A 24,045-nucleotide genomic window follows, 5' to 3' on the forward strand; every position below is an offset into this window, starting at 1 on the left:
GTCGCCGCCCAACGCCGCAGTAGCTCAGGGGTAGAGCAACTGATTCGTAATCAGTAGGTCCGGGGTTCAAATCCCTGTTGCGGCACCAGTTTCGAGAGGGCTTAGCGGGCAACCGCTAAGCCCTTTTCGTTTTGGCTCGGTGTTGGAAGCGGCGGCTCAGTCGTCGTCGTGATGGCGGCCGTTGCGGCGATCCTGGAAAGCGTCCTGGCCGAAGGACGTGCCGTCCGCGCGGATGATCTGGCTGGCCTGGATGGCGCCCTGCCGGACGCCGCCGACGACGGTGATCGGGGTGCCGGACTCGATACCCTCGGGCAGGAAGTCGCGACCGGTCACGTCGATCTCGTTTGTCCCGTCGTTGAGGACGAACCAGTTCGCGGCGACCTTGCCGACCGTGCCGGTGACGGTGCCGCCGCCGGCCTTCAGCACGTCGACGATCGGCTGCGGACCGGTCGGCTGGAACGCCTGGGAACGGGGGTGATGGTCGCCGGCCTGGGCGGTCCCGGCGAGCGTCAGGGCGACGAGAGCGGCGAGGGCGGTGGTCTTGAGCATGGCTTCACCTCTGGTGCGTGGGAGCGCCGGAGCGCCCGATGGACCACACGATGCCGGAGGTGACCTGAGGCGAGCCTGAACGACCCGTTCATCCGGCGTTTGGGAACTGAAGGCGGGAAAGTGTTCAGCGACGGTTCAGGGATGCGACGATATGCTGGCTTCCGTCCTTACCCAGTGACGAGTGAGACTCGCGGGAGTCCAAGGTGCGCCTATCGGCTGGTTCAACGCTGCCTTTGCTGGTCTGCTGTCTGTTCTTCGCAGCGGTGACCCGTGCGCCGGCCGGGGAAGACCATGACCGGGCTCGGGATGCCGTGCGGGCCGGGCGCATCCTGCCGCTGGAGCGGGTTGCCGAGAGCGCCAAGCAGCAGTTCGGCGGCGAAATCCTCGATGTCGAACTCGAGGACGAGGAGGCGGGCTTCCACTACGAACTCAAGATGATGGCCCCGGACGGCCGCATCCTGAAGCTGATCTACGATGCGGCCACCGGCGAACTCCTGCGCGTCAAAGGGCGCGGCCGGCACCATGAGGGATGGAGGTAACGCCATGCGCGTGCTCGTGGTGGAAGACACCCCGGATCTGGGGCGCCAGTTGGCGCAGCGGCTCGAAGCCGAGGGTTACGCCGTCGATCTGGCGACGGATGGCGAGCAGGGCCAGTTCCTCGGCGAAACCGAACCCTACGACGCGGTGGTCCTCGATCTGGGCCTGCCGAAGATCGACGGGCTGTCGGTGCTGCGCGCATGGCGGCGGAACGCCGTGACGGCTCCGGTGCTGATCCTGACCGCACGCGGCGCCTGGAACGAGAAGGTTCAGGGCATCGATGCCGGCGCCGACGACTATCTGGCCAAGCCGTTCAACATGGAGGAACTGCTTGCCCGCATCCGTGCTCTGATCCGTCGCGCCAAGGGCCATGCAAACGCCGAGATCGCCTGCGGCGGCGTGACGCTCGACACGCGCACGGGCCGGGTGACCGTCAACGGCGAGCCGGTCGAACTCACCGCCTACGAGTACCGGGTGCTCTCCTACCTCATGCACCGCAAGGGGCAGGTGGTGTCGCGCAGCGAATTGATCGAGCACGTCTATGCCCAGGATTTCGACCGCGATTCCAACACGGTCGAGGTGTTCGTCGCGCGGCTGCGCCGCAAGCTCGGTGCCGACATCATCACGACGGTGCGCGGCCTGGGGTACCGGGTGGATGAGCCATGAGATGGGCCATGACATGGCGGGACTCGCTGCGCTTCCGGCTGCTGGCCGGTGCCGCGGTCTGGATTTCCCTGGCCCTCGCCATCGCCGGGATCATCCTCTCCGGCCTGTTCCAGGACCATGTCCACCAGCGCTTCGAAGCCGAACTGGTCAACCATTTGGAGCAACTGGCCGCCCTCCTGGATCTGGACCCGGACGGCAGGCCGGTGCTGCGCCAGATGTTGAGCGATCCGCGCTTCCGCCGGCCGCTCTCGGGGCTGTATTGGCAGATCGGGGCGGCCGACGAGGCGCCCCTGCGCTCCCGTTCGCTGTGGGACAGCGTCCTGGCCCTGCCGCCCGACGCGGTCGCCGATGGTGAAATTCACCATCATGTGGTGACGGGGCCGGCCGGCCAGTCCCTGACGGTCGTGGAGCGCTCGGTCGTGCTGCCCGAACGGACGGAGCCCTACCGGATCGCCATCGGGGCCGACCGGGAGGAGTTGGTCCAGGTGACCCACGCCTTCAACGTCACCCTTACGCTGTCGCTGGGGGTGCTCGCGGTGGCGCTGATCCTGGCGGCGCTCGTCCAGGTGCAGGTCGGGCTCAAGCCGCTGTCACGCCTCCGCGGCGAACTGACCGAGGTGCGTGCCGGGCGAAAGAAGCGCTTCTCGGCGGCGATGCCGGCGGAGATCCAGCCGCTGGTGGAGGATCTGAACGCGTTGCTGGCTCACGCAGACGAGATCATTGGCCGGGGCCGCTTGCAGGCCGGCAATCTGGCGCACGCGCTCAAGACGAATCTGGCGGTGCTGGCGAACGAAGCCCGCGGCCTGGACGAACGCAACGCGCGGGAGGTGGGGGCGGGGATCGTCCAGCGGATCGATGTCCTGTGCCGTCACGTGGATCATCACATGGCGCGCGCGCGGGCGGCGGCGTCGCGCGGTGTACCGGGCATCAGCACGCCCGTGTCGGCGTGCGTCTGCGCGCTCGCCCGGGTCGTGCAGAAGCTGCATGCCGCGGCCGCGCTGGAGATCACGCTCGATGTCACGCCGGACCACGTGTTCGCCGGTGAGCGGGAGGATCTCGACGAGATGCTCGGCAATCTGGTGGACAACGCCTGCAAGTGGGCGCGCCATCGCATCGCCATCGCTTCGCGGGTCGACGCGGACGGCATGCTGAGCATCACCATCGACGACGACGGCCTCGGTCTGCCCGAGGAGCGCCGCGATGCCGTCCTCAGTCCCGGCGTCCGGCTCGACGAGAGCGTCCCCGGCACGGGGCTCGGCTTGGCCGTGGTGCGGGATCTGGCGCGTCTGTACGGCGGCGATGTCCGGCTCGAGGACTCGCCGCTCGGCGGCCTCCGTGCCGAACTCCGCTTGCCGTCGGCCCTCGCCTGACGCTTTGCCTTCGGCCTCGAAGGCAGCATGCCAAGCTGATCGGCTGTGCTGGCGCTACCCGAAATTGCCGCTGGGGTGATTGCCGGGTGATCGCCGGAAAGCCAAAGGGCCCCGCCGTTTCCGGCGGAGCCCTCGATTTATTTGGTGGAGCCAATGAGGATCGAACTCATGACCTCTACAATGCCATTGTAGCGCTCTCCCAGCTGAGCTATGGCCCCGTATCCCTGGGTGGCCGCCGTTTCTTTGCTTGGAACCGGCTGCCTCGGTGGAGCGGGATATTGGTCAGGTCGGGGTGCTCTTGCAAGCGGAAAATTCGCCCCGACCTAACTTTTTTCGCCACCCCTTTTAGCGCTCGTCCTCGTCCTCGCTCTCGACGTCGACGACCTCGTCCATGTCGTCCTCGCCCAGCTCCGAGGTGTCCTCGATGAGCACGTCGTCCTCGTCCTCGGCGGCCTCTTCGGCCTCCTCCTCGATGTCCTCGACGGTCACGTCGTCCTCGACCTCTTCCAGGTCGGTGACGTCCTCGTCCTCGCGCTCGACCTCCACCTCGTCCTCGTCGGCGGCTGCGGCCACCTTCTTGACCGGGGTGTCGTCGACCGGCGCCGGCCGCGCGCGGCGCGACTTCAGCAGCGCTTCAGGATCGAACTGCGTGCCGCACGACGGGCAGACCGGCGGGTCCTTGCGCATATCGTAGTAGCGCGCGCCGCAGTTCGGGCAGATGCGCTTGACGCCCCATTCCGGCTTCGCCACGCCAGTTCCTCCGCTTTCCCAATGAAATCCTTGAACGCGGCCCTTTGCCATGGCCGCGCCCCGTTGTCAAAAAAAAGTTCAACCACCATTGGCGGCCGCGCGCAACCCCTTCCGGGGTGCGAGCCGCGCGCGTAAGCTCGATGCACAAACGGCGGACAGAGACACCGCCCCGGCCACCATAAGGCCGGCCAACATATGATGGGAATGGGAGGGTTCGTGAAGCCCCAATTCGCTCATGGCTGGATACGCCTGTTCGGCGCCGGCCTCGTGGCGTTGCTGCCGCTGTCGGCCGCCGCCCAAACCACCACCGCCCCGGCGCCCGCCGGCACCCAGGCGCCGGAAGGCGCCACCGGCCGCACCACGCACGCGTTGGGCACCGCCGCCAAATACATGGCCGCCGCCGCCAACCCGCTGGCCGCCGATGCCGGCCGCGAGATCCTGCGCGCCGGCGGCAACGCGGTCGATGCCGCCATCGCCACCCAACTGGTTCTGGGGCTGGTCGAGCCGCAAAGCTCGGGACTCGGCGGCGGCGCCTTCCTGGTGTTCTACGACGGCAAGGCGAAGGCGCTCACCACCTACGACGCCCGCGAGACGGCGCCGGCCGCCGCCAAGCCCGAGCGCTTCATGGGGGCCGATGGCAAGCCCATGGCGTTCTACGACGCGGTGGTCGGCGGCAAGTCGGTGGGCGTGCCCGGCACCGTCAGGCTGCTGGAAACCGTGCACAAGGCGCACGGCAAGCTGCCCTGGCCGCGCCTGTTCGAGCGCGCGGTGCGGCTCGCCTCCGAGGGCTTTACGGTCAGCCCGCGCCTCAACGGCCTGCTCGGACAGGAGAAGTATCTGGCGAAGAACGACCCGAAGGCGGCCGCCTACTTCTACCAGGCCGACGGCACGCCGAAGCCGGTCGGCTTCCTGCTGAGGAACCCGGAGTACGCCGTCACGCTCCAGGCTATCGCCGAGAAGGGGGCGAGCGCCTTCTACGAGGGGCCGGTGGCCGCCGAGATCGTCCGGACGGTGACCGGGCACGCCGCCAACCCCGGCGACATGACCGAGGCCGACCTCAAGGCGTATCAGGTCAAGGAGCGCCCGGCGGTGTGCGGCACCTACCGCGTCTACACCGTGTGCGGCATGGGGCCGCCCAGCTCCGGCGCGGTGGCGGTGCAGCAGATCCTCGGCGCCCTGGAGCCGGTCGACATGGCGGCGCTGAAGGCCGCCCCCGTGGACGCCGTGCACCGATTCGCCGAGGCCGGGCGGCTGGCCTTCGCCGACCGCGGGCAGTACCTGGGCGACCCGGATTTCGTGAAGGTGCCGGTCAAGGGCCTGATCGACCCCGGCTACATCCGGAGCCGCGCCAAGCTGATCGACCCCGCCAAGTCCATGGGCAAGGCCACCCCCGGCGACCCGCCGTTCCAGCAGGGCGCCCGGATGGGCGCGTCGGAGGGCGTCGAGAACGGCACCAGCCACATCGCCATCATCGACTCGGAGGGCAACGCCGTCTCGATGACCACCACCATCGAGGACCAGTTCGGCGCCCGCCTGATGACGCGCGGCTTCCTGCTGAACAACGAGCTGACCGACTTCGCGCTGAACCCGGTCGAGAATGGGCAACCCGTCGCCAACCGCGTCGAGCCCGGCAAGCGCCCGCGCAGCTCCATGGCGCCGACCATCGTGTTCAAGGGCGGCCAGCTCTACGCCGTGGTCGGCTCGCCCGGCGGCAGCGCCATCATCAACTACGTCGCCAAGACGCTGGTGGGGATGCTGGACTGGGGGATGGACCCGCAGCAGGCGGTGGATCTGGCCAATTTCGGCAGCCGCAACGGCCCGACCGAGCTGGAGAAGGGCACCGAAGCGGAAACCTGGGTCTCGGCGCTGGAGGCCAAGGGGCACACGGTGAAGGTCATGGAGATGACCTCCGGCACCCAGGCGATTCTCGTCACGCCGAACGGGCTGGCCGGCGGCGCGGACAGCCGTCGCGAGGGTGTGGCGATCGGCGACTGATCACACCAAAGGCGCTTGATGTCTTCCATCAAGCGCCTTTGGTTCAAACCCGGCAGTACATTGCGCAGCAATGTGCGGGAGGGTGATACGGCCGGCCGATCATGGAAGCATCCATGCGCCGGCCGTATCAGGCCTGTCCGCCGCTTGCGGCGGAAGGGGCGGGGCAGGGCGTCTCGGGACGGCCTTGCCCCCTCCGAACCTCCTCCTGCTCCGCAAGGGAGAGGAGTCTGGGCATCGCCGTCTTGACCCGGCGCATGATCGTCCCGGTGCGGCAAAAGTCGGCGACCATGCGGTCGTCGTCCAGGATGTGCGACACCAGCCAGTGCGCCAGCACCACGAAGAATGTCCCGCCGTGCCAGGGGTGCCAGCGGTCGGCGATCTTCTCCCGCCAGCCCAGCACCTTGGCCGCCAGCTCGCGATGGTGCTGGGTGTGCTCGGCCCGCAGCGGGTAGCGGATCGCCGCCATCAGCTCCTCCTCGCGAGCGAAGTGCTCGCCGGCGTAGCGGATCATCTGTTCGATGGCCTCGGACACCACGGCGCGTTTGCGCCGCTCCTCGCCCTTGGCGAGACGGTTGAGGATCTCGAACAGGCGCTTGTGATCCTCGTCGATTTTGGTGTGACCGACGGACAGGAACTCGCTCCATTCGACCCGCGGCATGGCTCCCCCCCGAACCGGCGGATGTAATTGGGCAGGATTTTATCGGAAATTAGTGTTCGGTGATACGACCGCTGGTGTTGTGCCTGTCGGGCGCGACACTCTGCCCCGGTGCGCGCGGCCGGTGTGGGCGACCGGCGGCTGTGTCAGGGCGGGAGCGCTGCGGTCGACACGGTGTAGACCACCACGGCCGCACCGCCCCGCACCACCACGTCGGCGTAGCAGGAACGCCCGTCGACGATCTTGCGCCACCGGCTGGGCGCCCCCTGGAATTCGAACCCGTTGTCGGCCAGGTATCGCTCCGCCTCGGTGCGGGAGGAGAAGCGCTGCGTCCGCATGGCTGCCCCTTTCGCATGGTTTCGCTGGTGTGCGTACTTTAGCACTTGGCGATGCAAGAGACCGGATGGGAATCGTGGTTATGGCGATGCGCCGCGGGGGCACTCCGCCGGGCCTCGCATCACCCGACCGGCTGTGCTAGGAACGCGCCGAAATATGACATGACCCAAGGACCCAGACCCATGCAGGCGAAGCCGCTGCGTTCGTCCTCTGCCGGCGCCCTGACGGGCACCGTGCGCGTGCCCGGCGACAAGTCGATCTCGCACCGCGCGCTGATGTTCGGCGCGCTCGCCATCGGTGAGACCGTCGTGCGCGGCCTGCTGGAGGGCGAGGACGTGCTGCACACCGCGGCAGCCATGCGGGCGCTGGGCGCGCAGGCCGAGCGCGATGCGGACGGCGTCTGGCGGGTGCGCGGCGTCGGTGTCGGGGGCTTGCGGGAATCCGCGCAGGTGCTCGACATGGGCAACAGCGGCACCGCGGCGCGGCTGCTGGTGGGCCTCGTGGCCGGGCACCCGATCACCAGCTTCTTCACCGGCGACGCCTCGCTGAACAAGCGCCCGATGGCGCGCGTCATCACGCCGCTGGAGCAGATGGGCGCCAGCTTCGTCAGCCGGGCCGGCGGCCGGCTGCCGCTGGCCGTCATCGGCAGCGCCGATCTGGTGCCGATCACCTACCGCCTGCCGGTGCCTTCGGCGCAGGTGAAGTCGGCGGTGCTGCTGGCCGGGCTCAACACCGCCGGGACCACCACGGTCATCGAGGCCGAGCCGACCCGCGACCATTCCGAACTGATGCTGCGCCACTTCGGCGCCACCGTCACCACCGAACGCACCGAGGACGGCGCGCTGGCGGTCTCCATCATCGGCCAGCCGGAGCTGACCGGGCGCGAGATCTTCGTCCCCGCCGACCCCAGCTCCGCGGCGTTCCCGGCGGTGGCGGCGCTGCTGCGCGCCGGGTCGGAGGTGCTGCTGCGCGACGTCGGCATGAACCCGCGGCGCACCGGCCTCTACGACACGCTGCTGGAGATGGGCGGCGACATCGGCTTCGAGAACCGCCGCGATCAGGCCGGCGAGCCGGTCGCCGACCTGCGTGTCAGGGGCAGCGCGCTGAAGGGCGTCGTGGTGCCGGCCGACCGCGCGCCGTCGATGATCGACGAGTACCCGGTGCTGGCCGCCGCCGCGGCGTGCGCCGAGGGGACCACCGTCATGCTCGGCCTCAAGGAACTGCGCGTGAAGGAAAGCGACCGCCTCGCCATGGTCGCCGAGGGTCTGACCCGCTGCGGCGTGAGGGTCGAGGTCGGCGCCGACGACAGCCTGACCGTGCACGGGTCGGCCAAGCCGCAGGGCGGCGCCACGGTGGCGACCGCCATGGACCACCGCATCGCCATGAGTTTCCTGGTGCTGGGCACCGCGTGCGCCCAGCCGGTGCAGGTGGACGACGGCACCTTCATCGAGACGAGCTTTCCGGGGTTCGCCAGCCTGATGAATGGGTTGGGCGCCAAGATCGAAGAGGTGGCCGCGTGACCAGCGTCATCATCGCCATCGACGGCCCCGCAGCAAGCGGCAAGGGCACGCTCGCCAAGCGCGTGGCCGCTGCGCTGAACTTCGCGTTTCTCGATACCGGATCGCTGTACCGCGCGGTCGGCGTCGCCGTGCTGCGCGCCGGCAAGGACCCGGCGGACGCCGGGTTCGCCGCGCAGACCGCCCGCGCCCTGCGCCCCGAGGACGGCATCCTGAGCGACCCCGAACTGCGCTCCGACGATGCCGCCGAAGCGGCCTCCAAGGTCGCGGTGGTGCCCGAGGTGCGCGCGGCGCTGCTGGACTTCCAGCGCAGCTTCGCCCACTCCCCGCCGGGCGGCGTTGCCGGTGCGGTGCTCGACGGGCGCGACATCGGCACGGTCGTATGCCCTGAGGCTACGGTGAAGCTGTTCGTTACCGCTTCGGTAGAGGTGCGGGCCGAGCGGCGACTCAAGGAGTTGCGGGAAAGAGGGATTCCGGCTATATCCTCCGACGTCCTGGAGGACATGAAGGCTCGTGACGCGCGCGACAGCCAGAGAGCGGTGGCCCCGCTTAAACCGGCTGGCGACGCTTTTGTGCTTGATACGTCCGCGCTGACCGCCGACCAGGCGTTCGACGCGGCGCTCGCCCATATCAGCAGCAAGACTGGTATCGGCGGCTAGACCGGTCTCGGCCTCAGGCGCTAAGGCGCGCGGGCGGGCTTCACGGCTTCCAGGAAAAACATCAACCCAAGTCGCCGGGCGTGAGGCCCGGCGCGGCGGACCGTTCGATCCCGCACCCATTTTGCCGTGGGGTGGGGCAGACGGGGCCGCTCCCTGCGCAACCTTAGGAGTTTCAATGGCACAAGCAATGGCCCGCACCGGCGAAAAGGAAAGCTTCGCGGCACTCTTGGAAGAGTCGCTGGGCACCTCTGAGTCTCTGGAGGGTACCGTCGTCAAGGGTCGCGTCATCGCGGTCGAGAACGACATGGTGACGATCGACGTCGGCCTGAAGTCGGAAGGGCGTGTTGCGCTCAAGGAATTCGCCGTCGCCGGGCAGGCGCCCGAGCTGAAGGCGGGTGACACCGTCGAGGTCTACCTGGAGCGCATGGAAGACAAGAACGGCGAAGCCGTCCTGTCCCGCGAGAAGGCGAAGCGCGAAGAGGCGTGGACCCAGCTCGAGAAGGCGTTCAACGACCAGCAGCGCGTCACCGGCGTGATCTTCGGCCGCGTCAAGGGCGGCTTCACGGTCGACCTGAACGGCGCCGTGGCGTTCCTGCCGGGCTCGCAGGTGGACATCCGTCCGGTCCGCGACATCAGCCCGCTGCTCGGCACGCCGCAGCCGTTCCAGATCCTCAAGATGGACCGCTCGCGCGGCAACATCGTCGTGTCGCGCCGCGCCGTGCTCGAAGAGAGCCGCGCCGAGGCCCGTTCGGAGCTGGTCGCCAACCTCAAGGAGGGTCAGGTCCTCCAGGGTGTCGTCAAGAACATCACCGACTACGGCGCGTTCGTGGATCTGGGTGGCGTCGACGGCCTGCTGCACGTCACCGACATCGCGTGGCGCCGCATCAACCACCCGTCCGAGGCCCTGCAGATCGGCCAGACCGTCACGGTCCAGGTCATCCGCTTCAACCCGGAGACCCAGCGCATCAGCCTCGGCATGAAGCAGCTGGAAGCCGATCCGTGGGAAGGCGTCGAGGCCAAGTACCCGGTCAACGCGCGCTTCAAGGGCCGCGTCACCAACATCACGGACTACGGCGCCTTCGTGGAGCTGGAGCCGGGCATCGAAGGCCTGGTTCACGTGTCCGAGATGTCCTGGACCAAGAAGAACGTCCACCCGGGCAAGATCGTCTCCACCTCCCAGGAGGTCGAGGTCATGGTGCTCGACGTGGATCCGCAGAAGCGCCGCATCTCGCTGGGCCTCAAGCAGTGCCTGGACAACCCGTGGGAGACCTTCGTCGAGAAGTTCGGTCCGGGCACCGAGATCGAGGGCGAGGTCAAGAACATCACCGAATTCGGTCTGTTCGTCGGCCTGCCGGGCGACATCGACGGCATGGTGCACATGTCCGACCTCGACTGGAACAAGTCGGGTGAGGAAGCCATCGCCGAGTTCAAGAAGGGCGACCGCGTCAAGGTCAAGGTCCTGGATGTGGACGTCGAGAAGGAGCGCATCTCCCTCGGCATCAAGCAGCTGGGCTCGGACCCGTTCGAGTCGGCCACGGCCGGCCTGAAGAAGGGCGAGGTCGTGACCTGCACCGTGACGCAGGTGACGGACGGCGGCATCGAGGTTTCGGTGGGCGAAGGCTTCACCGGCTTCATCCGCAAGTCGGATCTGGCGCGGGAGCGCGGCGAGCAGCGCCCCGAGCGCTTCGCGGTCGGCGAGAAGGTCGATGCCAAGATCACGCAGATCGAGCGCAGCTCGCGCCGCATCTCGCTGTCGATCAAGGCCCGCGAGATGGAAGAAGAGAAGCAGGCGATGGCCGAGTACGGTTCGTCCGACTCGGGCGCCTCGCTGGGCGACATCCTGGGCGCGGCTCTGAAGCGCAAGCAGCAGAGCGACGAGTAATCCTCGTCCCTCAGGGGTACGGATCGGGCCGCCGCGGGCAACCGCGGCGGCCTTTTTCGTGGGCAAAAACGCTTCCCCCAGAACAGCTTACCTTGACGCCGCCCGCGTCCCTTGGCACGCTTGGGCGCAAGGCTGCGGGTCAACCCGCGCGACCATCCAGGGGGAAACAGGGCGCCATGACCAAGTCCGAGCTGATCCTGCGCCTTGCGGAGCGCAACCCGCACCTTTATCAACGTGACATCGAGAAGATCGTCGGCACCATCTTCGACGAGGTCGGCGACGCGCTGGCGCGTGGCGACCGGGTCGAGCTGCGCGGCTTCGGTGCCTTCTCGGTCAAGCGCCGCGACGCCCGCCAGGGCCGCAACCCCCGCACCGGCGAGGCCGTGGCGGTGGGCGAGAAATACGTTCCCTTCTTCAAGACCGGCAAGCAGCTGCGCGACCGGCTGAACACCGACGAGTGAACTCTGTAAGGAACCTGCCCGTGCGTTTCATCAGCTGGATCATCACCCTGCCGATCGCCCTGTTCGCGGTCCTGTTCGCCATCTCCAACCGCGATCCCGTCACCTTCGCGCTGTGGCCGACGCCGTTCACGCTGCAAGCGCCGATCTATCTGGCGACGCTGCTGGCGCTGGTGGTCGGCTTCGTGGCCGGCGGCTTCATCGCTTGGGCCAACCAGCACCGCAACCGCGCCCGCGCACGCCGCGCCGAGGACCGCGTGTTCTATCTGGAGCGCGAGTTGCAGGAGACGCAGACCCGCGCCGCCGCCGCCGAGAAGCGCGTCGCCGAGCTGTCGCGCCCAATCTCCGGCCAGCCCGTCTCCGGCCAGCCGCGCGCAGCGCTTCCGGCGCCCGACGCCGTGCCGCAGGCACCAACGGTGCATTGATTCGTTCTGCTGGCAGGGGCGCCGCGTCGGCGACTCCGGCTGGCTGACAATCGGGGGCACCCATGCGCACCATCGGCGGCGCCGAACTGAAGACGGTCCTGCACCACCGCATGCTGATCGAGCGGCTGCGGCAGACGTTCCGTGCCGGCGTCGAAGTGCCGATGCGCCACCACCACACCATCAACACCTACGGCGAGACCGACGCCACGCTGCTGCTGATGCCGGCGTGGCAGGTCGGGCACACCATCGGCATCAAGATCGTCACCGTCTTTCCCGACAACGGCGCCAAGGATCTGCCGGCGGTGCAGGGCTCGTACCTGCTGCTGGACGGCAAGACCGGTGTGCCGCAGGCGCTCATCGACGGCCCGGCGCTGACCAAGCGGCGCACCGCCGCCGCCTCGGCGCTGGCCGCCACCTATCTGGCGCGGCCGGACGCCGAGCGGCTGCTGGTGGTTGGCACCGGTGCGCTGGCGCCCGAACTGATCGAGGCCTACGCCGCCGTGCTGCCGATCAAGCACGTGCTGGTCTGGGGCCGCAACGCCGAGAAGGCGCAGAAGGTGGTGAACCGCTTCCACCGCCCCAAGTTCCGCATCCAGGCCACCGACGATTTGGAAGGCGCGGTGAAGGGCGCGCACATCGTTTCCTGCGCCACGCTGGCCAGGGAACCGCTGATCAAGGGCGAGTGGCTCCAGGAGGGCCAGCACCTCGACCTCATCGGCGGCTTCACGCCGGAGATGCGCGAGGCCGACGACGACTGCATCCGCCGCAGTCGCGTCTTCGTCGACACCCGCGAGGGCGCCTGCAAGGAGGCGGGCGACATCGTGCAGCCGCTGGCCGCGGGCATCCTTACGCCGGACGACATTGCCGGTGACCTCTACGATTTGACCCGCGGCGAGCGCGCCGGGCGGCGCTTTTACGACCAGATCACGCTGTTCAAGTCGGTCGGCACCGCCCTGGAGGATCTTGCCGCCGCCCAGTTGGCGGTCGAGATGGTGTTGCACAACGACACCCTGCGGTAGGCGAATCTTTTCTCTGCAACGCAGCGTAAGCGAAATTGCAGAAGAGGCCGGCGCATCTTGGTCGGTTTCCATTCTCAATAAAGAGCCAAGTCCCCCATTTGATATTACGCGCTGACTTAACGTTGGTTTATGTACCGCAGTGCAGCGACTTATTGATGTCCGCATACGCCCGATGTGCAAGGTGACTTCGGCTTCCCGGTCTTGTTTCATTCGCTTCCATCGTTGCGATGGGACAAGGAAAACCCGGAGGGGCATGAGATGGCACAGCAAAAATCCGATCAGGGACAGCAAGCCGAACTCGACCAAATGGAAGCCGCCGCGGAGCGCATGGGCAATGCGGCGCGGACCGGGGCGGAGGCCGAGGCCGACGCGTTGCGCGAAAGCGGGCAGACCATCGGCCGCAGCATGCAGGAGACCGCCCGCGCCACGCAGCGCGGCATCGATGCCAGCGGGCAGGCGGTCCGCCGCGGGATCGAAGACGTCGGCCAGAGCGCGCAGACCCTCGCCGAAGCGAGCGCCGACCAGTTCACCCGCATGGGCGAGATGATGGCCGATGCCGCCCGCGACGCGGCCGAGAGCGCCCACATGATGGTGACCTTCTCGAACTTCACCAACGAGGGGCTTCGCGGCATGCAGGAGGCCACCTCCAACCTGCTCCAGCGCGTGGTGCAGACCAACGTCCGCGCCATGCAGGAAATGGTCCAGCACAACAGCTTCGGCGAGCTCGCCTCGCGCCAGCAGCGTTTCATCCGCGAGTACCTGCAAACCATGGTGCAGGGCAGCGCCGAGCTGGTCCGCGCCGCGCAGGAACTGGCCAACGAGGCGGTGCGCCCGCTCGAGCAGCAGGCGCGCGCCGAGGAGGAGCGGCGGCAGCGCCGCCGCCAGCCGCACCTGCAGCAGGGCAAGAGGATCGCCGACGTGATGAGCCGCGAGGTGCGCACCGTGCGGCCGGACGACACGGTGCAGCGCGCCGCCCAGCTCATGGGCTCCGAGGACACCGGTGCGTTGCCGGTGGCGGAGGACGGGCGCGTGCTCGGCATGGTCACCGACCGCGACATCGCCATTCGCCTCGCCAGCACCGCCAAGGACCCGGCGAAGACGCGGGTCCGCGACGTGATGAGCCAGGAGGTGCAGTACTGCCTGGACGACGAGGACGTCCAGCACATCGCCGAGATCATGGCCGACCAGCAACTGCGCCGCCTGCCCGTGATGGACCGGCACCAGAATCTGGTTGGCATCGTCTCCATCGGCGATCTGGCCGAGCGCGAGTCGTCGGAGATGGCCGGCGAGGCCCTGGCGGGCGTGGCCCGCCACACCGGCCAGCACGCGCAACACGCCAACCGGCCGCGGCGGAAGTAGTCCGCGGTGCATCCGCGCCGGCGTGTGCTCAGCCGGCGCGGCCCCCTCCCGGCCGGAACGCCGCGTCCAAGCCGGCTGTTTCCCCCTGTGTCCCGGCGAGCGTCGCCGAGGGAAAAAACAGGAGGGTCGCCATGGAGTACGCCCGCGAGCACCACCACCGGACCGTCGTTGCCTTGTACCCGGACCTGACGCAGGCCAGCCGGGCGCTTGCCGACCTGGAGCAGAGCGGCATCGCCGACGCCTTCGCCATGTACGGCAACGCCACGACCAAGACCGAGGCCGGGCTGGCCGGGCTGAACGACCTGGGTCCGAAGGGGACCACGGCGCCCGCGGTGATCTACGACGCCGCCGCCACCCGCATCGACGCGCTGACCGACGCCGGCATCCCGCGCGAGGAGGCCGAGGTGATGTCCGAGGCGGTGCGCCGCGGCGGCGTGCTGCTGGTCGGCAAGGTGGACGAGGCGCGTTGCCAGGACTTGCAGGACCAGCTGGAGCGCCACGAGCCCGTGGACATGGACGAGCGCGCCGGCCATTACCGCGCGGCGGGCTGGACCGGCTACGACGCCGATGCCGGCGATTTCGACGAGACGCAGATCGGTGAGGAGCGCAGCCGTTACGGCACCGGGTTGGGTGCTGCGGCGTCGTCGCTGCGCGACGTCAACGAGGAACCGGTGGCGACCGGCCGCATGGTCCGCGTGCGGACCTACACCTGGACACCGCGCTGAGGGACGCCCCGCTGCGAGCGCAGCACGATCTCCACCACCTCGCACAGCTCGACGCCGTCGGGCGTGGCGATGCGGTTGAGGCGGCCGTGCAGCGGCGTGCCCGTCTCGACCGCACCATGCGTGGCGGCGACCGCGTCGGCGTCCAGGCGGAAGAAGGCCAGCGGCTCGGCGGCGAAGGCGACGCCGCGGTCGGCCAGCAGCCGGCCGAACGGCACCGCCGCGGCGCGCAACGCCTCGTGCAGGTCGGCGGGCAGGGCGGGCAGGGCGATGCGGATCACCGCCAGTTCCACCGGCAGGCCGCCGTCCGCGGTGCGCAACACGCTGGCGCGGGTCAGCGTGCCGGCATCCTCCGCGTCGGCCAGCCGGCACACGGCGAGCGGCCCGCCCCAGTGCGCCTCCAGCATCAGCGTCATGCTGCCACGGTGGTCGAGCAGCGGGCGCACGTCCGCGGGCAGGGCGGAGGCGGGCAGCAGGGTGCAGGCCGGCGCCTCGCCGCCCAAAGTCCGCCACCACGGGGCGAGCAGGGCGGCCAGCCGCGCCGCGGCGCCGTCGCTGGTTCCGAAACCGTCGGCCATCTGTTGCTCCGTCCCGCCCGTGCGCTGAACTCTTGGGTCGCGCGTTCTCGTAGAGGAAGCGGCGCGGGGGTTCAAGTGCCGGAGCGGGCCGTGCTAGGGTTGGCACGACCACCGAACCGGGCATACGAGGGAACCGCATGACTTCCGCAGCCGACCGCATCTTCTGCGCTCTGGACACGACCGAGATGGGCGCTGCCCGCGACCTGTGCCGGCAACTGGCCGGGCTGGTCGGCGGCGTCAAGCTCGGCCTGGAGTTCTTCGTGGCGCACGGGCCGGCCGGCGTGCGCGCGGTGATCGGCGAGGACGGGCCGCCGCTGTTCCTCGATCTCAAGCTGCACGACATCCCCAACACGGTGGCCGGCGGCGTGCGCGCCGCGCTGGATCTCAAGCCGGCCTTCATGACCATCCATGCCTCCGGTGGCCCCGCCATGATGCGCGCCGCGGTGGACGCCGCATCCCAGGCCGGCGCCGGGCGCCCGAAGATCCTCGGCGTCACCGTGCTGACCAGCATGGACGACGGCGATCTGGATTCGGTCGGCCAGCGCACCCCGGTGGCCGAGCAGGTCGTCCGCCTCGCCACCGTCGCCAAGCAGTCCGGGCTGGACGGCGTTATCTGCTCGCCCAACGAGGTCAAGGCGCTGCGTCAGGCTTGCGGGCCGGACTTCGTGCTGATGGTGCCGGGCATCCGCCCGGCCTGGGCGGCGCTGGGCGACCAGAAGCGCGTGATGACCCCGGCCCAGGCGTTGGCGGCCGGTGCCGATCACCTCGTTATCGGCCGGCCGATCACCGGCGACGCCGACCCCGCCGCCGCGGCGCGGCGCATCGTTGCTGAAGTGGATGGAGGCGGCGCATGACCGTCCAGGTCAAGATCTGCGGCATCAGCGAGCCGGAAACGCTGCGCGTCGCCGTCGAGGGGGGCGCGCGCTGGATCGGCCTGGTCTTCTACCCGGCCTCGCCGCGCTACGTGGCGCCGTCCATGGCGGCGGAGCTGGCGCGCATGGTGCCGACGGCGGTGCGCACGGTGGGGCTGTTCGTCGACGCGGACGACGATTTCCTGGAGCACGTCGTCAGTCAGGTGCCCTTCGACATGCTGCAACTGCACGGCAAGGAGACGCCGCAACGCGTCGCCGCGGTGAAGGCGGCGTTTAGCGTTCCGGTGATGAAAGCGATCAAGGTCGGCGGGCCGGAGGATCTGGAGCGTGCCGGGGAATACGCGCAGGTTTGCGATCGCCTGCTGTTCGACGCCAAGCCGCCGGCCAAGGTCGCGGCGCTGCCGGGCGGCAACGGCATCGCCTTCGATTGGACGTTGCTGACCGGGCGGAGCTGGCCGAAGCCCTGGATGCTGTCGGGCGGCCTCAACGACGGAAACGTCGCCGACGCGGTGCACACCACCGGCGCTGCGGCGGTGGACGTCTCCTCGGGTGTCGAGGACCGGCCCGGCCACAAGGACGCGGCGCTGATCCGCACCTTCCTGAAGACGGTGGCGGGTCTGTAGGCAGAGGACGCCCCTCCTTCCCGAAGGAAGGAGGGGCAAACGGCTTTAGTCGGCGATGGCGGTCGTCACGCCGGTGCTCTTGTTCCACTTCAGCGTCAGCTTGGAGATCTGGCACAGGTTCAGATCGTGCCAGACGGCGGCTTCACCGTCGTCGTAGACCACCTTCATGTCCCACTTGCAGGTCTTCTCGCCCTTGGCGAACGCCAGCTCGAAGGACTCGGCGTCGTTCAGCACATCGCGGCCCAGAACATCCTCAGCCCAGGATTCGCTGTGGCCTTCGGAAACATAGAGATGCTTGATCGGGTAGCCGGTCTTGTTGACGACCTCGAAGTCCTGCTGGCCGGCGAAGGCCGGCGACTGCAGGAGGAAACAGGTCGCGGCGACCGCGGCGGCTTTCAGGACTTGGATTTTCATGGAGGTGCCATCCCATAGGCGCAATGGTTATAGCGCCATGGTGGGGAGGCAACAAACCCGTGTCAAATGCAATATATCCGGCGGTGTCTTTGTCCCAGCTGCGACGCTCTGGCGCAGTTGCATACGCCGGCTGGTTGTTCCACATCGCGGGACGCGCACGCTTGATCCCAGCTTGGTCGCATAGCCAGTGGAGGTGGTTGCGTATAGTATGCGGGCAACCCAACGCCCGCCGATGCCCGCTGGGAGGCTCATGACCGAACCGAACGAGACGCTGTCCCCCACCGCCGGCCTCGGCGCCGTGCTGGACGAGCATTTGCGCTGGATCGGCCAGTGGCACCGCGCCGCGTTCTTCCACCAGGGGCAGGGGGCCGACCGCGTGTCGGCGCCGGCGACCTTCGCCGCGTGGTGCGTGGCGGCCAGCAAGGACGACCTCGCCCACCAGCCCGCCGTCGAGAAGCTGGCGAAACTGCACGAGCAGATGCACCGCCACGCCAAGCTGGTGCTGCTGAAGGCCGCCACCGGCGAGCCGCCCAACGAGACCGACTATGACTCGGTGATCGGCCGCTTCGACGACTTCGTCGCGCAGTTGCGCCGGGTCGAGCGCGCCTTCGGCGCTGCCGCCTCCGGCCTCGACCCGTTGACCGGCCTGCGCTCGCGCCGCGGCATGCAGGAGGCGCTGGAGCGGGAGATGAACCGCTTCCGCCGCACCGGCCAGCCCTTCTGTCTGGCGCTGTGCGACATTGACAAGTTCAAGGGGATCAACGACACCTACGGCCACGACATCGGCGACCGCGTGCTGGCCGCCACCGCCGCCGTCATCAGCCGCGGCATCCGCAGCTTCGACGAGGCGTTCCGCATGGGCGGCGAGGAGTTCCTGATCTGCCTGAAGGAGACCTCGCTGGACGAGGGCTTCCGGGTGATCGACCGCCTGCGCATCGACCTCCAGGGCTCGCCGGTGCCGCTGCCGGACGGACGGACGGTCGCGGTGACGGCGTCCTTCGGGCTGGTCGAGGCGACGCTGGAGACGCCGATCGACGACATCGTCGTCCAGTCCGACCGCGCGCTCTACCAAGCCAAGAACGCCGGCCGCAACCGGGTGATCCGCTACGGCGTCGACATGCCGGCGGCCAGGGCGGGGTGATCAGGTCAATTTCCGTTCCGCCGTAAAGCCCCTCCCCCCTCGCGGGGGAGGGGTTGGGGAGAGGGGGAATAGCGCGCGGCAGCGCGAACATGAGTCTTCTTCCGCCTTTCCAGGCGTAATCCCCCCTCTCCCCAACCCCTCTCCCGCAGGGGGAGAGGGGCTTCAGGGTGACCGGGAAGCTGATCTAGAACCGGCCTTCCTCGAAATCGCGGAACGCCTGGAGGACTTCCTCGCGGGTGTTCATCACGAAGGGGCCGCCCCAGGCGACCGGCTCGTTCAGCGGCCGGCCGGCGATCAGCAGGGCACGCGCCCCCTGCGGCCCGGCGGCGGCCTCGACCCGCTCGCCGTCGCCGAGCACGACGACGCGCAACGCCTCCACCGGTTCGGGCAGAGTGAGCCCGCCCTCGTAAACCACCAGGACCGCGGTGTGTCCGGCCGGCAGCGGCTCGGCGAAGCGGCCGCCCGGCGCCAGCGCCACGTCGAAATAGCGGGCGTCGGTCGCCTCGGCGCGGATCGGTCCGGTGGTGCCTTGCGCCGTGGTGCCGGCGATGACCTTCACCGCGGCTCCGCCCTCGCGCTCCTCGACCGGGATCTTGGCGGCGCCGAACTCCTGATAGCCGGGCTCGCTCATCTTCCTGGCCTGCGGCAGGTTGATCCAGAGCTGGAACCCCCGCATCAGGCCCTCGGTTTGCTCGGGCATTTCGGAGTGCAGGATGCTGCGCCCGGCGGTCATCCACTGCACGCCGCCGGTCTCGATGACGCCTTCATGGCCGTGGTTGTCGGCGTGCCGCATGCGGCCGGCCAGCATGTAGGTGACCGTCTCGAAGCCGCGGTGCGGGTGCTCGGGGAAGCCGGCGATGTAGGCCCGCGGATCGTCCGAGCCGAAGAAGTCCAGCATCAGGAACGGGTCCAGCATGAGCAGCCGCGGCGTGCCGATCAGCCGCGTCATGCTGACGCCGGCACCGTCCGAGGTCTCTATGCCCTCGATGCTGCCCAGCACGGGGCGGACGGTGGGGACGGACTGTGCGGTGCTCATGGACGGATCTCCGGTGATGAGGTGCGAACCTCCCGGTGATGTAATTGGTGGTGTCCCGGCCCGGTAGCCCTGGTGTGCGGACAAGCCTGTTGCTGGTGCGGCAACAGTGGGGGGAACTTCGTCTTCACGGATTTCGCGGATTTGGTCGCGGATTACACGAATTTTTCTATTCGTGCACAGCAGCGGCCTTCGGGATGACCCAAGGCACTGCAAGCATTAAAAAAATCCGTGTAATCCGTGAAGACCAAGTTCGTCCCCACAAAGCGTGCGGCTTACTTCGTCCCGAACATCCGGTCGCCCGCGTCGCCCAGCCCAGGGACGATGTAGGCGTGCTCGTTCAGGTGGCTGTCCAGCGCCGCGGTGAACACCTTCACCTTGGGATGCGCGGCGTGGAAGATTCGGATGCCCTCCGGTGCCGCCACCAGCGCCAGGAAGCGGATGTTCTCGTCGGCCACGCCGTGCCGGTTCAGCACGTCGCAGGCATGCACCGCCGAGTTGCCGGTCGCCAGCATTGGGTCGACCACGATGAAGATGCGGCCTTCCGGCTCGGGCAGCTTCACCAAATACTCGTGCGGCATCTTGGTGTCGTGGTCGCGGTAGAGGCCGATGTGCCCCTCGCGCGCCGAGGGCACCAGCTCGTGCAGGCCCTGCGCCATGCCCAGGCCGGCGCGCAGCACCGGCACGATAGCGAGCTTCTTGCCGGCCAGGACGGGAGCGTCCATGGGCTCCATCGGCGTTTCGATGCGCTCGGTGGTCATCGGCAGGTCGCGGGTGATCTCGTAGCCCATGAGCAGCGAGATCTCGCGCAGCAGCTGCCGGAAGCCGCCGGTCGAGCGTTGCTTCTCCCGCATCAGCGTCAGCTTGTGCTGGATCAGCGGGTGGTCGAGGATGAACAGGCTCGGGAAGTCGGGATGAGTTCTCATCCGGCGATCCTAAAACGGTTTTCGGGCGGCGTGAAGTGGCGCGAACGTCAGCGGATGAAGGTCAGCCTCGGCCGCCCGCCACCCGCCGCGGCGTCCAGCCGGGGGCGCCCCGGCCGTCGTCCTCGTCGAACAGCTCGGCCAGCTTGTTCATCATGGTGCCGCCCAGCTGCTCGGCATCGACGATGGTCACCGCGCGGCGGTAATAGCGCGTCACGTCGTGGCCGATGCCGATCGCCACCAGTTCCACCGGGCTGCGGTTCTCGATGTACTGGATGATCTCGCGCAGGTGGCGCTCCAGATAGTTGCCGGCGTTGACCGACAGCGTCGAGTCGTCCACCGGCGCGCCGTCGGAGATCACCATCAGGATGCGCCGCTGTTCGGGCCGGCCGATCAGGCGGTTGTGCGCCCACAGCAGCGCCTCGCCGTCGATGTTCTCCTTGAGGATGCCCTCGCGCAGCATCAGGCCGAGGTTCTTGCGCGCCCGCCGCCAGGGCTGGTCGGCCGCCTTGTAGACGATGTGGCGCAGATCATTGAGGCGGCCGGGATTGGCCGGCTTGCCGGCTTGCAGCCACGCCTCGCGCGCCTGCCCGCCCTTCCAGGCGCGGGTGGTGAAGCCCAGCACCTCGACCTTCACCGCGCAGCGCTCCAGCGTGCGGGCCAGGATGTCGGCGCTCATGGCGGCGATGGAGATCGGCCGCCCGCGCATGGAGCCGGAATTGTCGATCAGCAGGCCGACCACCGTGTCGCGGAAGTCGGTTTCCTTCTCGTGCTTGAAGGACAGCGGCAGCACCGGGTTGACCACGACGCGGCTGAGCCGCGCGGCGTCCAGGATGCCCTCATCCAGGTCGAACTCCCACGAGCGCGTCTGCTTTGCCATCAGCCGGCGCTGCAAGCGGTTCGCCAGCTTGGAGATGACGCCCTGCAAGTGTTGAAGCTGCTGGTCGAGCATCAGGCGCAGGCGCGCCAGCTCGTCCGGGTCGCAGAGGTCGGCGGCGTCCACCACCTCGTCGAACTGGGTGCTGAAGGCCTTGTAGGCGTTGGGGTCGATCTCGTTGCGGCGCTGGTGCTCGGGGCGCCAGGGGTGGCCGGGGCCGGCGGGCTCCTCGGCGCCTTCGCCTTCGCCCATCTCGCCTTCGCCTTCCTCGCCGCCCTCGTCGGCGCCGTCGCCCATGTCCGACTCCTGCATCTGCTGGGAGGTCATGGACTCCGACTCGGTGGTCGACTGGTCCTCGCTGCGGGTCTGGCCGTCGTTGGGCTCGTTCTCGTTTTCCTCGGACTTGCGGTCCTGGTCCTCGTCCTCGTCGGTGTCCGGCTCCTGGCCGACGTCCATCTCCAGCTCGGCCAGCAGCTTGCGCACGGCGCGGGCATAGGTGTCCTGGTTGGCGATCAGCTTGGCCAAGCCGTGGAAGTCGTTCCCCAGCTTGCTCTCGACCCAGCCGCGCCAGAGATCCACGGCGGCGCGCGCGGTGGGCGGCGGCGCCTCGCCGGTCATCAGCTCGCGCGCCATCAGGCGCAGCGCCTCTGCCAGCGGCGCGTCCTCGCGCGTGGTGAACTTGTCGTAGCCCTGCTTGCGATAGCGCTCCTCCAGCGCGGCGCCCAGGTTGGCGGCGACGCCGGACATGGCGCGCGCACCCAGCGCTTCGCACCGCGCCTGCTCCAGCGCGTCGAAGGCGGCGCGGGCGGTGTCGCCCTGCGGCATGCGCTGGGCGTGGATGGCGTTGTCGTGGAAGCGCAGCCGCAGCGCCACCGCATCGGCGGCGCCGCGCAGCGTGGCGACGTCGTGCGGGTTGAGGTCGCGCGCCGGTGTCGGCACCCGCACGCGGGAGCCCAGAACGCCCGGCGGATCAGCGGAGTAGGTGACCTGCACGTCCTCGCGCCCCGCCAGGGCACGCACCGTGGAGGCGGTGGAGCGCTTGAAGATCTCGACGGGGGATTCGCGTTCGGACATCTCGGTTTCCGGGATTCGGCGTGGCGCGGCGGGCAAGAATTACACGGATTACACGGATTGAGACACGGATTTCACGGATTTCTGGCGATCCAGAAGCACCCGCCGGAAAGTCAGGCTCGATCCGCCGAAGTTGAACAGCAGGCCAAGCCGGAGGCCGCTGGCACGGAGATAGTTCAGCACCTGACGGCCGTGGATTGGCAGCAGGCTCTCGACCGCTTTCAGTTCGACGATGACGCGCCGCTCGATCACCAGATCGGCGTAATAGGTGCTGACATTGTCGCCCTCGTAGTCGATCTGGAAGGGAACCTCGTGTCCCACGTCCAAGCCGCGCCGCCGGAGTTCGCAGATGAAGGCTTTCTTGTAGACGGCTTCGACGAAACCATGGCCGAGCCCATTGTGCACCTCGTACCCGGCGCCAATGATGCACTCGGTCAGGGCTTCGACTTCGCCGTCAAGCGTGAACCTCATCCGTGAAATCCGTGTTCAAATCCGTGTAATCCGTGTTCCGGGTTGTCGACGTGGCGGCGGCCCGGCAAGGGGCCGCATCCCCATCATACCAGATTGACGCTCACCCCCGTCTCCGGCAGTTCGGTTCCGAAGCAGCGCTGGTAGTACTCGGCCACGGCCGGGCGCTCCACCTCGTCGCACTTGTTGAGGAACGTGATGCGGAAGGCGAAGGCCACGTCGTTGAAAATCGTCGCGTTCTCCGCCCAGGTGATGACCGTGCGCGGGCTCATCACGGTGGAGATGTCGCCGTTGACGAATCCCTGCCGGCTCAGGTCGGCCAGCCGCACCATGTTGGAGACCATCTCGCGGCCCTTGGCGTCGTCGTAGCCCGGCACCTTGGCCAGCACGATGTCCACCTCGGCGTCGTGCGGCAGGTAGTTCAGCGTCGCCACGATGTTCCAGCGGTCCATCTGGCCCTGGTTGATCTGCTGCGTGCCGTGGTACAGGCCGGTCGTGTCGCCCAGGCCCACGGTGTTGGCCGTGGAGAACAGGCGGAACGCCGGGTGCGGGCGGATGACGCGGTTCTGGTCGAGCAGCGTCAGCTTGCCTTCCACCTCCAGCACGCGCTGGATCACGAACATCACGTCCGGGCGGCCGGCGTCGTACTCGTCGAACACCAGGGCGCAGGCGTGCTGCAAGGCCCAGGGCAGGATGCCCTCGCGGTATTCGGTGACCTGGAGGCCGTCGCGCAGCACGATGGCGTCCTTGCCCATCAGGTCGATGCGGCTGATGTGGCTGTCCAGATTGACGCGGATGCACGGCCAGTTGAGGCGGGCGGCCACCTGCTCGATGTGGGTGGACTTGCCGGTGCCGTGATAGCCCTGGATCATGACGCGCCGGTTGTGCGCGAACCCGGCCAGGATGGCCAGCGTGGTGTCGCGGTCGAACTGGTAGGCGTCGTCGACGTCCGGCACGTGCTCGGTGCGCTGGCTGAACGCCGGCACCTGCATGTCGCTGTCGATTCCGAAGGTCTGGCGCACCGACACGGTGATGTCCGGCACGTGGTCGAACAGGGCGGAGGTGGCCTGCGTGGCTCCTTGAGACGGCATGAGAAGGTTTCTTGGTCGTTTCAGCGAGGGTCGGGTCCCGGCCGGGGCCGGCGGT

General features: G+C 68.6%; 26 protein-coding genes and 2 tRNA genes. 16 read left to right on the forward strand and 12 right to left on the reverse strand.

Annotated elements, in window-relative coordinates; genetic code table 11:
• The first annotated feature begins 13 nt into the window (after positions 1-13).
• Positions 14-88: transfer RNA gene (locus ACSVDD_RS10020), tRNA-Thr, on the forward strand.
• A gap of 68 nt (positions 89-156) precedes the next feature.
• Here the strand turns inward: ACSVDD_RS10020 and ACSVDD_RS10025 are convergent.
• A complete protein-coding gene (locus tag ACSVDD_RS10025; protein ID WP_448189200.1) occupies positions 157-549 on the reverse strand; it encodes a cytochrome c maturation protein CcmE in 393 nt (130 codons plus the stop codon).
• Between the two features lie 203 nt (positions 550-752).
• Between ACSVDD_RS10025 and ACSVDD_RS10030 the strand changes: the two genes are divergently transcribed.
• Genes ACSVDD_RS10030 through ACSVDD_RS10040 form a run of 3 tightly spaced genes read left to right on the forward strand, consistent with a single transcriptional unit; the run spans position 753 to position 3,122 of the window.
• A complete protein-coding gene (locus ACSVDD_RS10030; protein WP_448189201.1) occupies positions 753-1,088 on the forward strand; it encodes a PepSY domain-containing protein in 336 nt (111 codons plus the stop codon).
• Positions 1,089-1,092: 4 nt separating this feature from the next.
• A complete protein-coding gene (locus ACSVDD_RS10035; protein ID WP_448189202.1) occupies positions 1,093-1,752 on the forward strand; it encodes a response regulator in 660 nt (219 codons plus the stop codon).
• An 8-nt stretch (positions 1,753-1,760) separates the two neighbouring features.
• Positions 1,761-3,122 carry a sensor histidine kinase gene (locus ACSVDD_RS10040; protein WP_448189203.1) on the forward strand — a complete coding sequence of 454 codons (1,362 nt, stop codon included), beginning with the start codon at positions 1,761-1,763 and terminating at the stop codon, positions 3,120-3,122.
• Between the two features lie 142 nt (positions 3,123-3,264).
• Here the strand turns inward: ACSVDD_RS10040 and ACSVDD_RS10045 are convergent.
• Positions 3,265-3,340: transfer RNA gene (locus ACSVDD_RS10045), tRNA-Ala, on the reverse strand.
• 127 nt (positions 3,341-3,467) lie between these two features.
• The gene (locus tag ACSVDD_RS10050) at positions 3,468-3,872 is read right to left on the reverse strand and encodes a TIGR02300 family protein (protein ID WP_448189204.1); all 405 of its coding nucleotides are present in this window, start codon (positions 3,870-3,872) and stop codon (positions 3,468-3,470) included.
• A gap of 216 nt (positions 3,873-4,088) precedes the next feature.
• Here ACSVDD_RS10050 and ggt point away from each other — a divergent pair, with 216 nt between their 5' ends.
• Complete coding sequence (ggt, locus tag ACSVDD_RS10055) at positions 4,089-5,867, forward strand: gamma-glutamyltransferase (protein WP_448189205.1); 1,779 nt, start codon at positions 4,089-4,091, stop codon at positions 5,865-5,867.
• Positions 5,868-5,994: 127 nt separating this feature from the next.
• Here ggt and ACSVDD_RS10060 read toward each other — a convergent pair whose 3' ends face one another.
• On the reverse strand, positions 5,995-6,525 hold the full coding sequence (locus ACSVDD_RS10060; protein WP_448189206.1) for a bacteriohemerythrin: 531 nt from the start codon (positions 6,523-6,525) through the stop codon (positions 5,995-5,997).
• A 143-nt stretch (positions 6,526-6,668) separates the two neighbouring features.
• Positions 6,669-6,860, reverse strand: coding sequence for a hypothetical protein (locus tag ACSVDD_RS10065; RefSeq protein ID WP_448189207.1), 192 nt, complete (start codon positions 6,858-6,860; stop codon positions 6,669-6,671).
• A gap of 180 nt (positions 6,861-7,040) precedes the next feature.
• Between ACSVDD_RS10065 and aroA the strand changes: the two genes are divergently transcribed.
• From aroA to ACSVDD_RS10105, 8 genes are all read left to right on the forward strand, one after another.
• Positions 7,041-8,378, forward strand: a complete 1,338-nt coding sequence (gene aroA / locus ACSVDD_RS10070; RefSeq protein ID WP_448189208.1) for a 3-phosphoshikimate 1-carboxyvinyltransferase — start codon at positions 7,041-7,043, stop codon at positions 8,376-8,378.
• Positions 8,375-9,034: a (d)CMP kinase gene (gene cmk / locus ACSVDD_RS10075; RefSeq protein WP_448189209.1), complete on the forward strand. Its 660-nt coding sequence runs from the start codon at positions 8,375-8,377 to the stop codon at positions 9,032-9,034. The genes aroA and cmk overlap by 4 nt, the downstream gene beginning before the upstream one ends.
• 175 nt (positions 9,035-9,209) lie before the next feature.
• Positions 9,210-10,916 (forward strand): 30S ribosomal protein S1, encoded by a 1,707-nt coding sequence (gene rpsA, locus ACSVDD_RS10080; RefSeq protein ID WP_448189210.1) that lies wholly within the window; start codon positions 9,210-9,212, stop codon positions 10,914-10,916.
• A gap of 176 nt (positions 10,917-11,092) precedes the next feature.
• On the forward strand, positions 11,093-11,377 hold the full coding sequence (ihfB, locus tag ACSVDD_RS10085; RefSeq protein WP_448189211.1) for an integration host factor subunit beta: 285 nt from the start codon (positions 11,093-11,095) through the stop codon (positions 11,375-11,377).
• A 20-nt stretch (positions 11,378-11,397) separates the two neighbouring features.
• Complete coding sequence (locus tag ACSVDD_RS10090) at positions 11,398-11,799, forward strand: lipopolysaccharide assembly protein LapA domain-containing protein (RefSeq protein WP_448189212.1); 402 nt, start codon at positions 11,398-11,400, stop codon at positions 11,797-11,799.
• A 62-nt stretch (positions 11,800-11,861) separates the two neighbouring features.
• On the forward strand, positions 11,862-12,818 hold the full coding sequence (gene lhpI / locus ACSVDD_RS10095) for a bifunctional Delta(1)-pyrroline-2-carboxylate/Delta(1)-piperideine-2-carboxylate reductase (protein WP_448189213.1): 957 nt from the start codon (positions 11,862-11,864) through the stop codon (positions 12,816-12,818).
• A 258-nt stretch (positions 12,819-13,076) separates the two neighbouring features.
• Positions 13,077-14,177: a CBS domain-containing protein gene (locus ACSVDD_RS10100; protein ID WP_448189214.1), complete on the forward strand. Its 1,101-nt coding sequence runs from the start codon at positions 13,077-13,079 to the stop codon at positions 14,175-14,177.
• A 131-nt stretch (positions 14,178-14,308) separates the two neighbouring features.
• The gene (locus ACSVDD_RS10105) at positions 14,309-14,902 is read left to right on the forward strand and encodes a hypothetical protein (protein WP_448189215.1); all 594 of its coding nucleotides are present in this window, start codon (positions 14,309-14,311) and stop codon (positions 14,900-14,902) included.
• On the opposite strand, the gene ACSVDD_RS10110 is transcribed toward ACSVDD_RS10105, so the two are convergent.
• Positions 14,881-15,477 (reverse strand): hypothetical protein, encoded by a 597-nt coding sequence (locus tag ACSVDD_RS10110; RefSeq protein ID WP_448189216.1) that lies wholly within the window; start codon positions 15,475-15,477, stop codon positions 14,881-14,883. The genes ACSVDD_RS10105 and ACSVDD_RS10110 overlap by 22 nt on opposite strands.
• 137 nt (positions 15,478-15,614) lie before the next feature.
• Between ACSVDD_RS10110 and pyrF the strand changes: the two genes are divergently transcribed.
• Entirely contained in the window at positions 15,615-16,331 is a 717-nt protein-coding gene (gene pyrF / locus ACSVDD_RS10115; protein ID WP_448189217.1) for an orotidine-5'-phosphate decarboxylase, read from the forward strand.
• Positions 16,328-16,972 (forward strand): phosphoribosylanthranilate isomerase, encoded by a 645-nt coding sequence (locus ACSVDD_RS10120; RefSeq protein WP_448189218.1) that lies wholly within the window; start codon positions 16,328-16,330, stop codon positions 16,970-16,972. The genes pyrF and ACSVDD_RS10120 overlap by 4 nt, the downstream gene beginning before the upstream one ends.
• A 45-nt stretch (positions 16,973-17,017) precedes the next feature.
• Here ACSVDD_RS10120 and ACSVDD_RS10125 read toward each other — a convergent pair whose 3' ends face one another.
• Positions 17,018-17,386 (reverse strand): hypothetical protein, encoded by a 369-nt coding sequence (locus ACSVDD_RS10125; protein ID WP_448189219.1) that lies wholly within the window; start codon positions 17,384-17,386, stop codon positions 17,018-17,020.
• 250 nt (positions 17,387-17,636) lie between these two features.
• On the opposite strand from ACSVDD_RS10125, the gene ACSVDD_RS10130 reads away from it, so the two are divergent.
• Positions 17,637-18,527 (forward strand): diguanylate cyclase, encoded by an 891-nt coding sequence (locus ACSVDD_RS10130; protein ID WP_448189220.1) that lies wholly within the window; start codon positions 17,637-17,639, stop codon positions 18,525-18,527.
• Positions 18,528-18,711: 184 nt separating this feature from the next.
• Here the strand turns inward: ACSVDD_RS10130 and ACSVDD_RS10135 are convergent, their stop codons facing one another.
• The 5 genes from ACSVDD_RS10135 to cobS all read right to left on the reverse strand — a co-directional run bounded on the left by ACSVDD_RS10135 (position 18,712) and on the right by cobS (position 23,990).
• Entirely contained in the window at positions 18,712-19,563 is an 852-nt protein-coding gene (locus ACSVDD_RS10135) for a pirin family protein (RefSeq protein ID WP_448189221.1), read from the reverse strand.
• Between the two features lie 272 nt (positions 19,564-19,835).
• A complete protein-coding gene (gene upp, locus ACSVDD_RS10140) occupies positions 19,836-20,486 on the reverse strand; it encodes a uracil phosphoribosyltransferase (RefSeq protein WP_448189222.1) in 651 nt (216 codons plus the stop codon).
• A gap of 61 nt (positions 20,487-20,547) precedes the next feature.
• Positions 20,548-22,434: a cobaltochelatase subunit CobT gene (gene cobT, locus ACSVDD_RS10145; protein WP_448189223.1), complete on the reverse strand. Its 1,887-nt coding sequence runs from the start codon at positions 22,432-22,434 to the stop codon at positions 20,548-20,550.
• Positions 22,435-22,482: 48 nt separating this feature from the next.
• Positions 22,483-22,902: a GxxExxY protein gene (locus ACSVDD_RS10150; RefSeq protein ID WP_448189224.1), complete on the reverse strand. Its 420-nt coding sequence runs from the start codon at positions 22,900-22,902 to the stop codon at positions 22,483-22,485.
• Positions 22,903-22,985: 83 nt separating this feature from the next.
• Positions 22,986-23,990 (reverse strand): cobaltochelatase subunit CobS, encoded by a 1,005-nt coding sequence (cobS, locus tag ACSVDD_RS10155; protein ID WP_448189225.1) that lies wholly within the window; start codon positions 23,988-23,990, stop codon positions 22,986-22,988.
• Positions 23,991-24,045 lie beyond the last annotated feature (55 nt).

Source organism: Azospirillum terrae (assembly GCF_053470425.1).

What these genes read in the sequence shown, in the direction of transcription:
- ACSVDD_RS10025 (WP_448189200.1), bottom strand. Translation starts at nt 549, where the DNA reads ATGCTCAAGACCACCGCCCTCGCCGCTCTCGTCGCCCTGACGCTCGCC.
- ACSVDD_RS10035 (WP_448189202.1), top strand. Translation starts at nt 1,093, where the DNA reads ATGCGCGTGCTCGTGGTGGAAGACACCCCGGATCTGGGGCGCCAGTTG.
- ACSVDD_RS10040 (WP_448189203.1), top strand. Translation starts at nt 1,761, where the DNA reads ATGACATGGCGGGACTCGCTGCGCTTCCGGCTGCTGGCCGGTGCCGCG.
- ACSVDD_RS10060 (WP_448189206.1), bottom strand. Translation starts at nt 6,525, where the DNA reads ATGCCGCGGGTCGAATGGAGCGAGTTCCTGTCCGTCGGTCACACCAAA.
- ACSVDD_RS10065 (WP_448189207.1), bottom strand. Translation starts at nt 6,860, where the DNA reads ATGCGGACGCAGCGCTTCTCCTCCCGCACCGAGGCGGAGCGATACCTG.
- aroA (WP_448189208.1), top strand. Translation starts at nt 7,041, where the DNA reads ATGCAGGCGAAGCCGCTGCGTTCGTCCTCTGCCGGCGCCCTGACGGGC.
- rpsA (WP_448189210.1), top strand. Translation starts at nt 9,210, where the DNA reads ATGGCACAAGCAATGGCCCGCACCGGCGAAAAGGAAAGCTTCGCGGCA.
- ihfB (WP_448189211.1), top strand. Translation starts at nt 11,093, where the DNA reads ATGACCAAGTCCGAGCTGATCCTGCGCCTTGCGGAGCGCAACCCGCAC.
- lhpI (WP_448189213.1), top strand. Translation starts at nt 11,862, where the DNA reads ATGCGCACCATCGGCGGCGCCGAACTGAAGACGGTCCTGCACCACCGC.
- ACSVDD_RS10100 (WP_448189214.1), top strand. Translation starts at nt 13,077, where the DNA reads ATGGCACAGCAAAAATCCGATCAGGGACAGCAAGCCGAACTCGACCAA.
- ACSVDD_RS10105 (WP_448189215.1), top strand. Translation starts at nt 14,309, where the DNA reads ATGGAGTACGCCCGCGAGCACCACCACCGGACCGTCGTTGCCTTGTAC.
- ACSVDD_RS10110 (WP_448189216.1), bottom strand. Translation starts at nt 15,477, where the DNA reads ATGGCCGACGGTTTCGGAACCAGCGACGGCGCCGCGGCGCGGCTGGCC.
- pyrF (WP_448189217.1), top strand. Translation starts at nt 15,615, where the DNA reads ATGACTTCCGCAGCCGACCGCATCTTCTGCGCTCTGGACACGACCGAG.
- ACSVDD_RS10120 (WP_448189218.1), top strand. Translation starts at nt 16,328, where the DNA reads ATGACCGTCCAGGTCAAGATCTGCGGCATCAGCGAGCCGGAAACGCTG.
- ACSVDD_RS10125 (WP_448189219.1), bottom strand. Translation starts at nt 17,386, where the DNA reads ATGAAAATCCAAGTCCTGAAAGCCGCCGCGGTCGCCGCGACCTGTTTC.
- ACSVDD_RS10130 (WP_448189220.1), top strand. Translation starts at nt 17,637, where the DNA reads ATGACCGAACCGAACGAGACGCTGTCCCCCACCGCCGGCCTCGGCGCC.
- ACSVDD_RS10135 (WP_448189221.1), bottom strand. Translation starts at nt 19,563, where the DNA reads ATGAGCACCGCACAGTCCGTCCCCACCGTCCGCCCCGTGCTGGGCAGC.
- upp (WP_448189222.1), bottom strand. Translation starts at nt 20,486, where the DNA reads ATGAGAACTCATCCCGACTTCCCGAGCCTGTTCATCCTCGACCACCCG.
- cobT (WP_448189223.1), bottom strand. Translation starts at nt 22,434, where the DNA reads ATGTCCGAACGCGAATCCCCCGTCGAGATCTTCAAGCGCTCCACCGCC.
- ACSVDD_RS10150 (WP_448189224.1), bottom strand. Translation starts at nt 22,902, where the DNA reads ATGAGGTTCACGCTTGACGGCGAAGTCGAAGCCCTGACCGAGTGCATC.
- cobS (WP_448189225.1), bottom strand. Translation starts at nt 23,990, where the DNA reads ATGCCGTCTCAAGGAGCCACGCAGGCCACCTCCGCCCTGTTCGACCAC.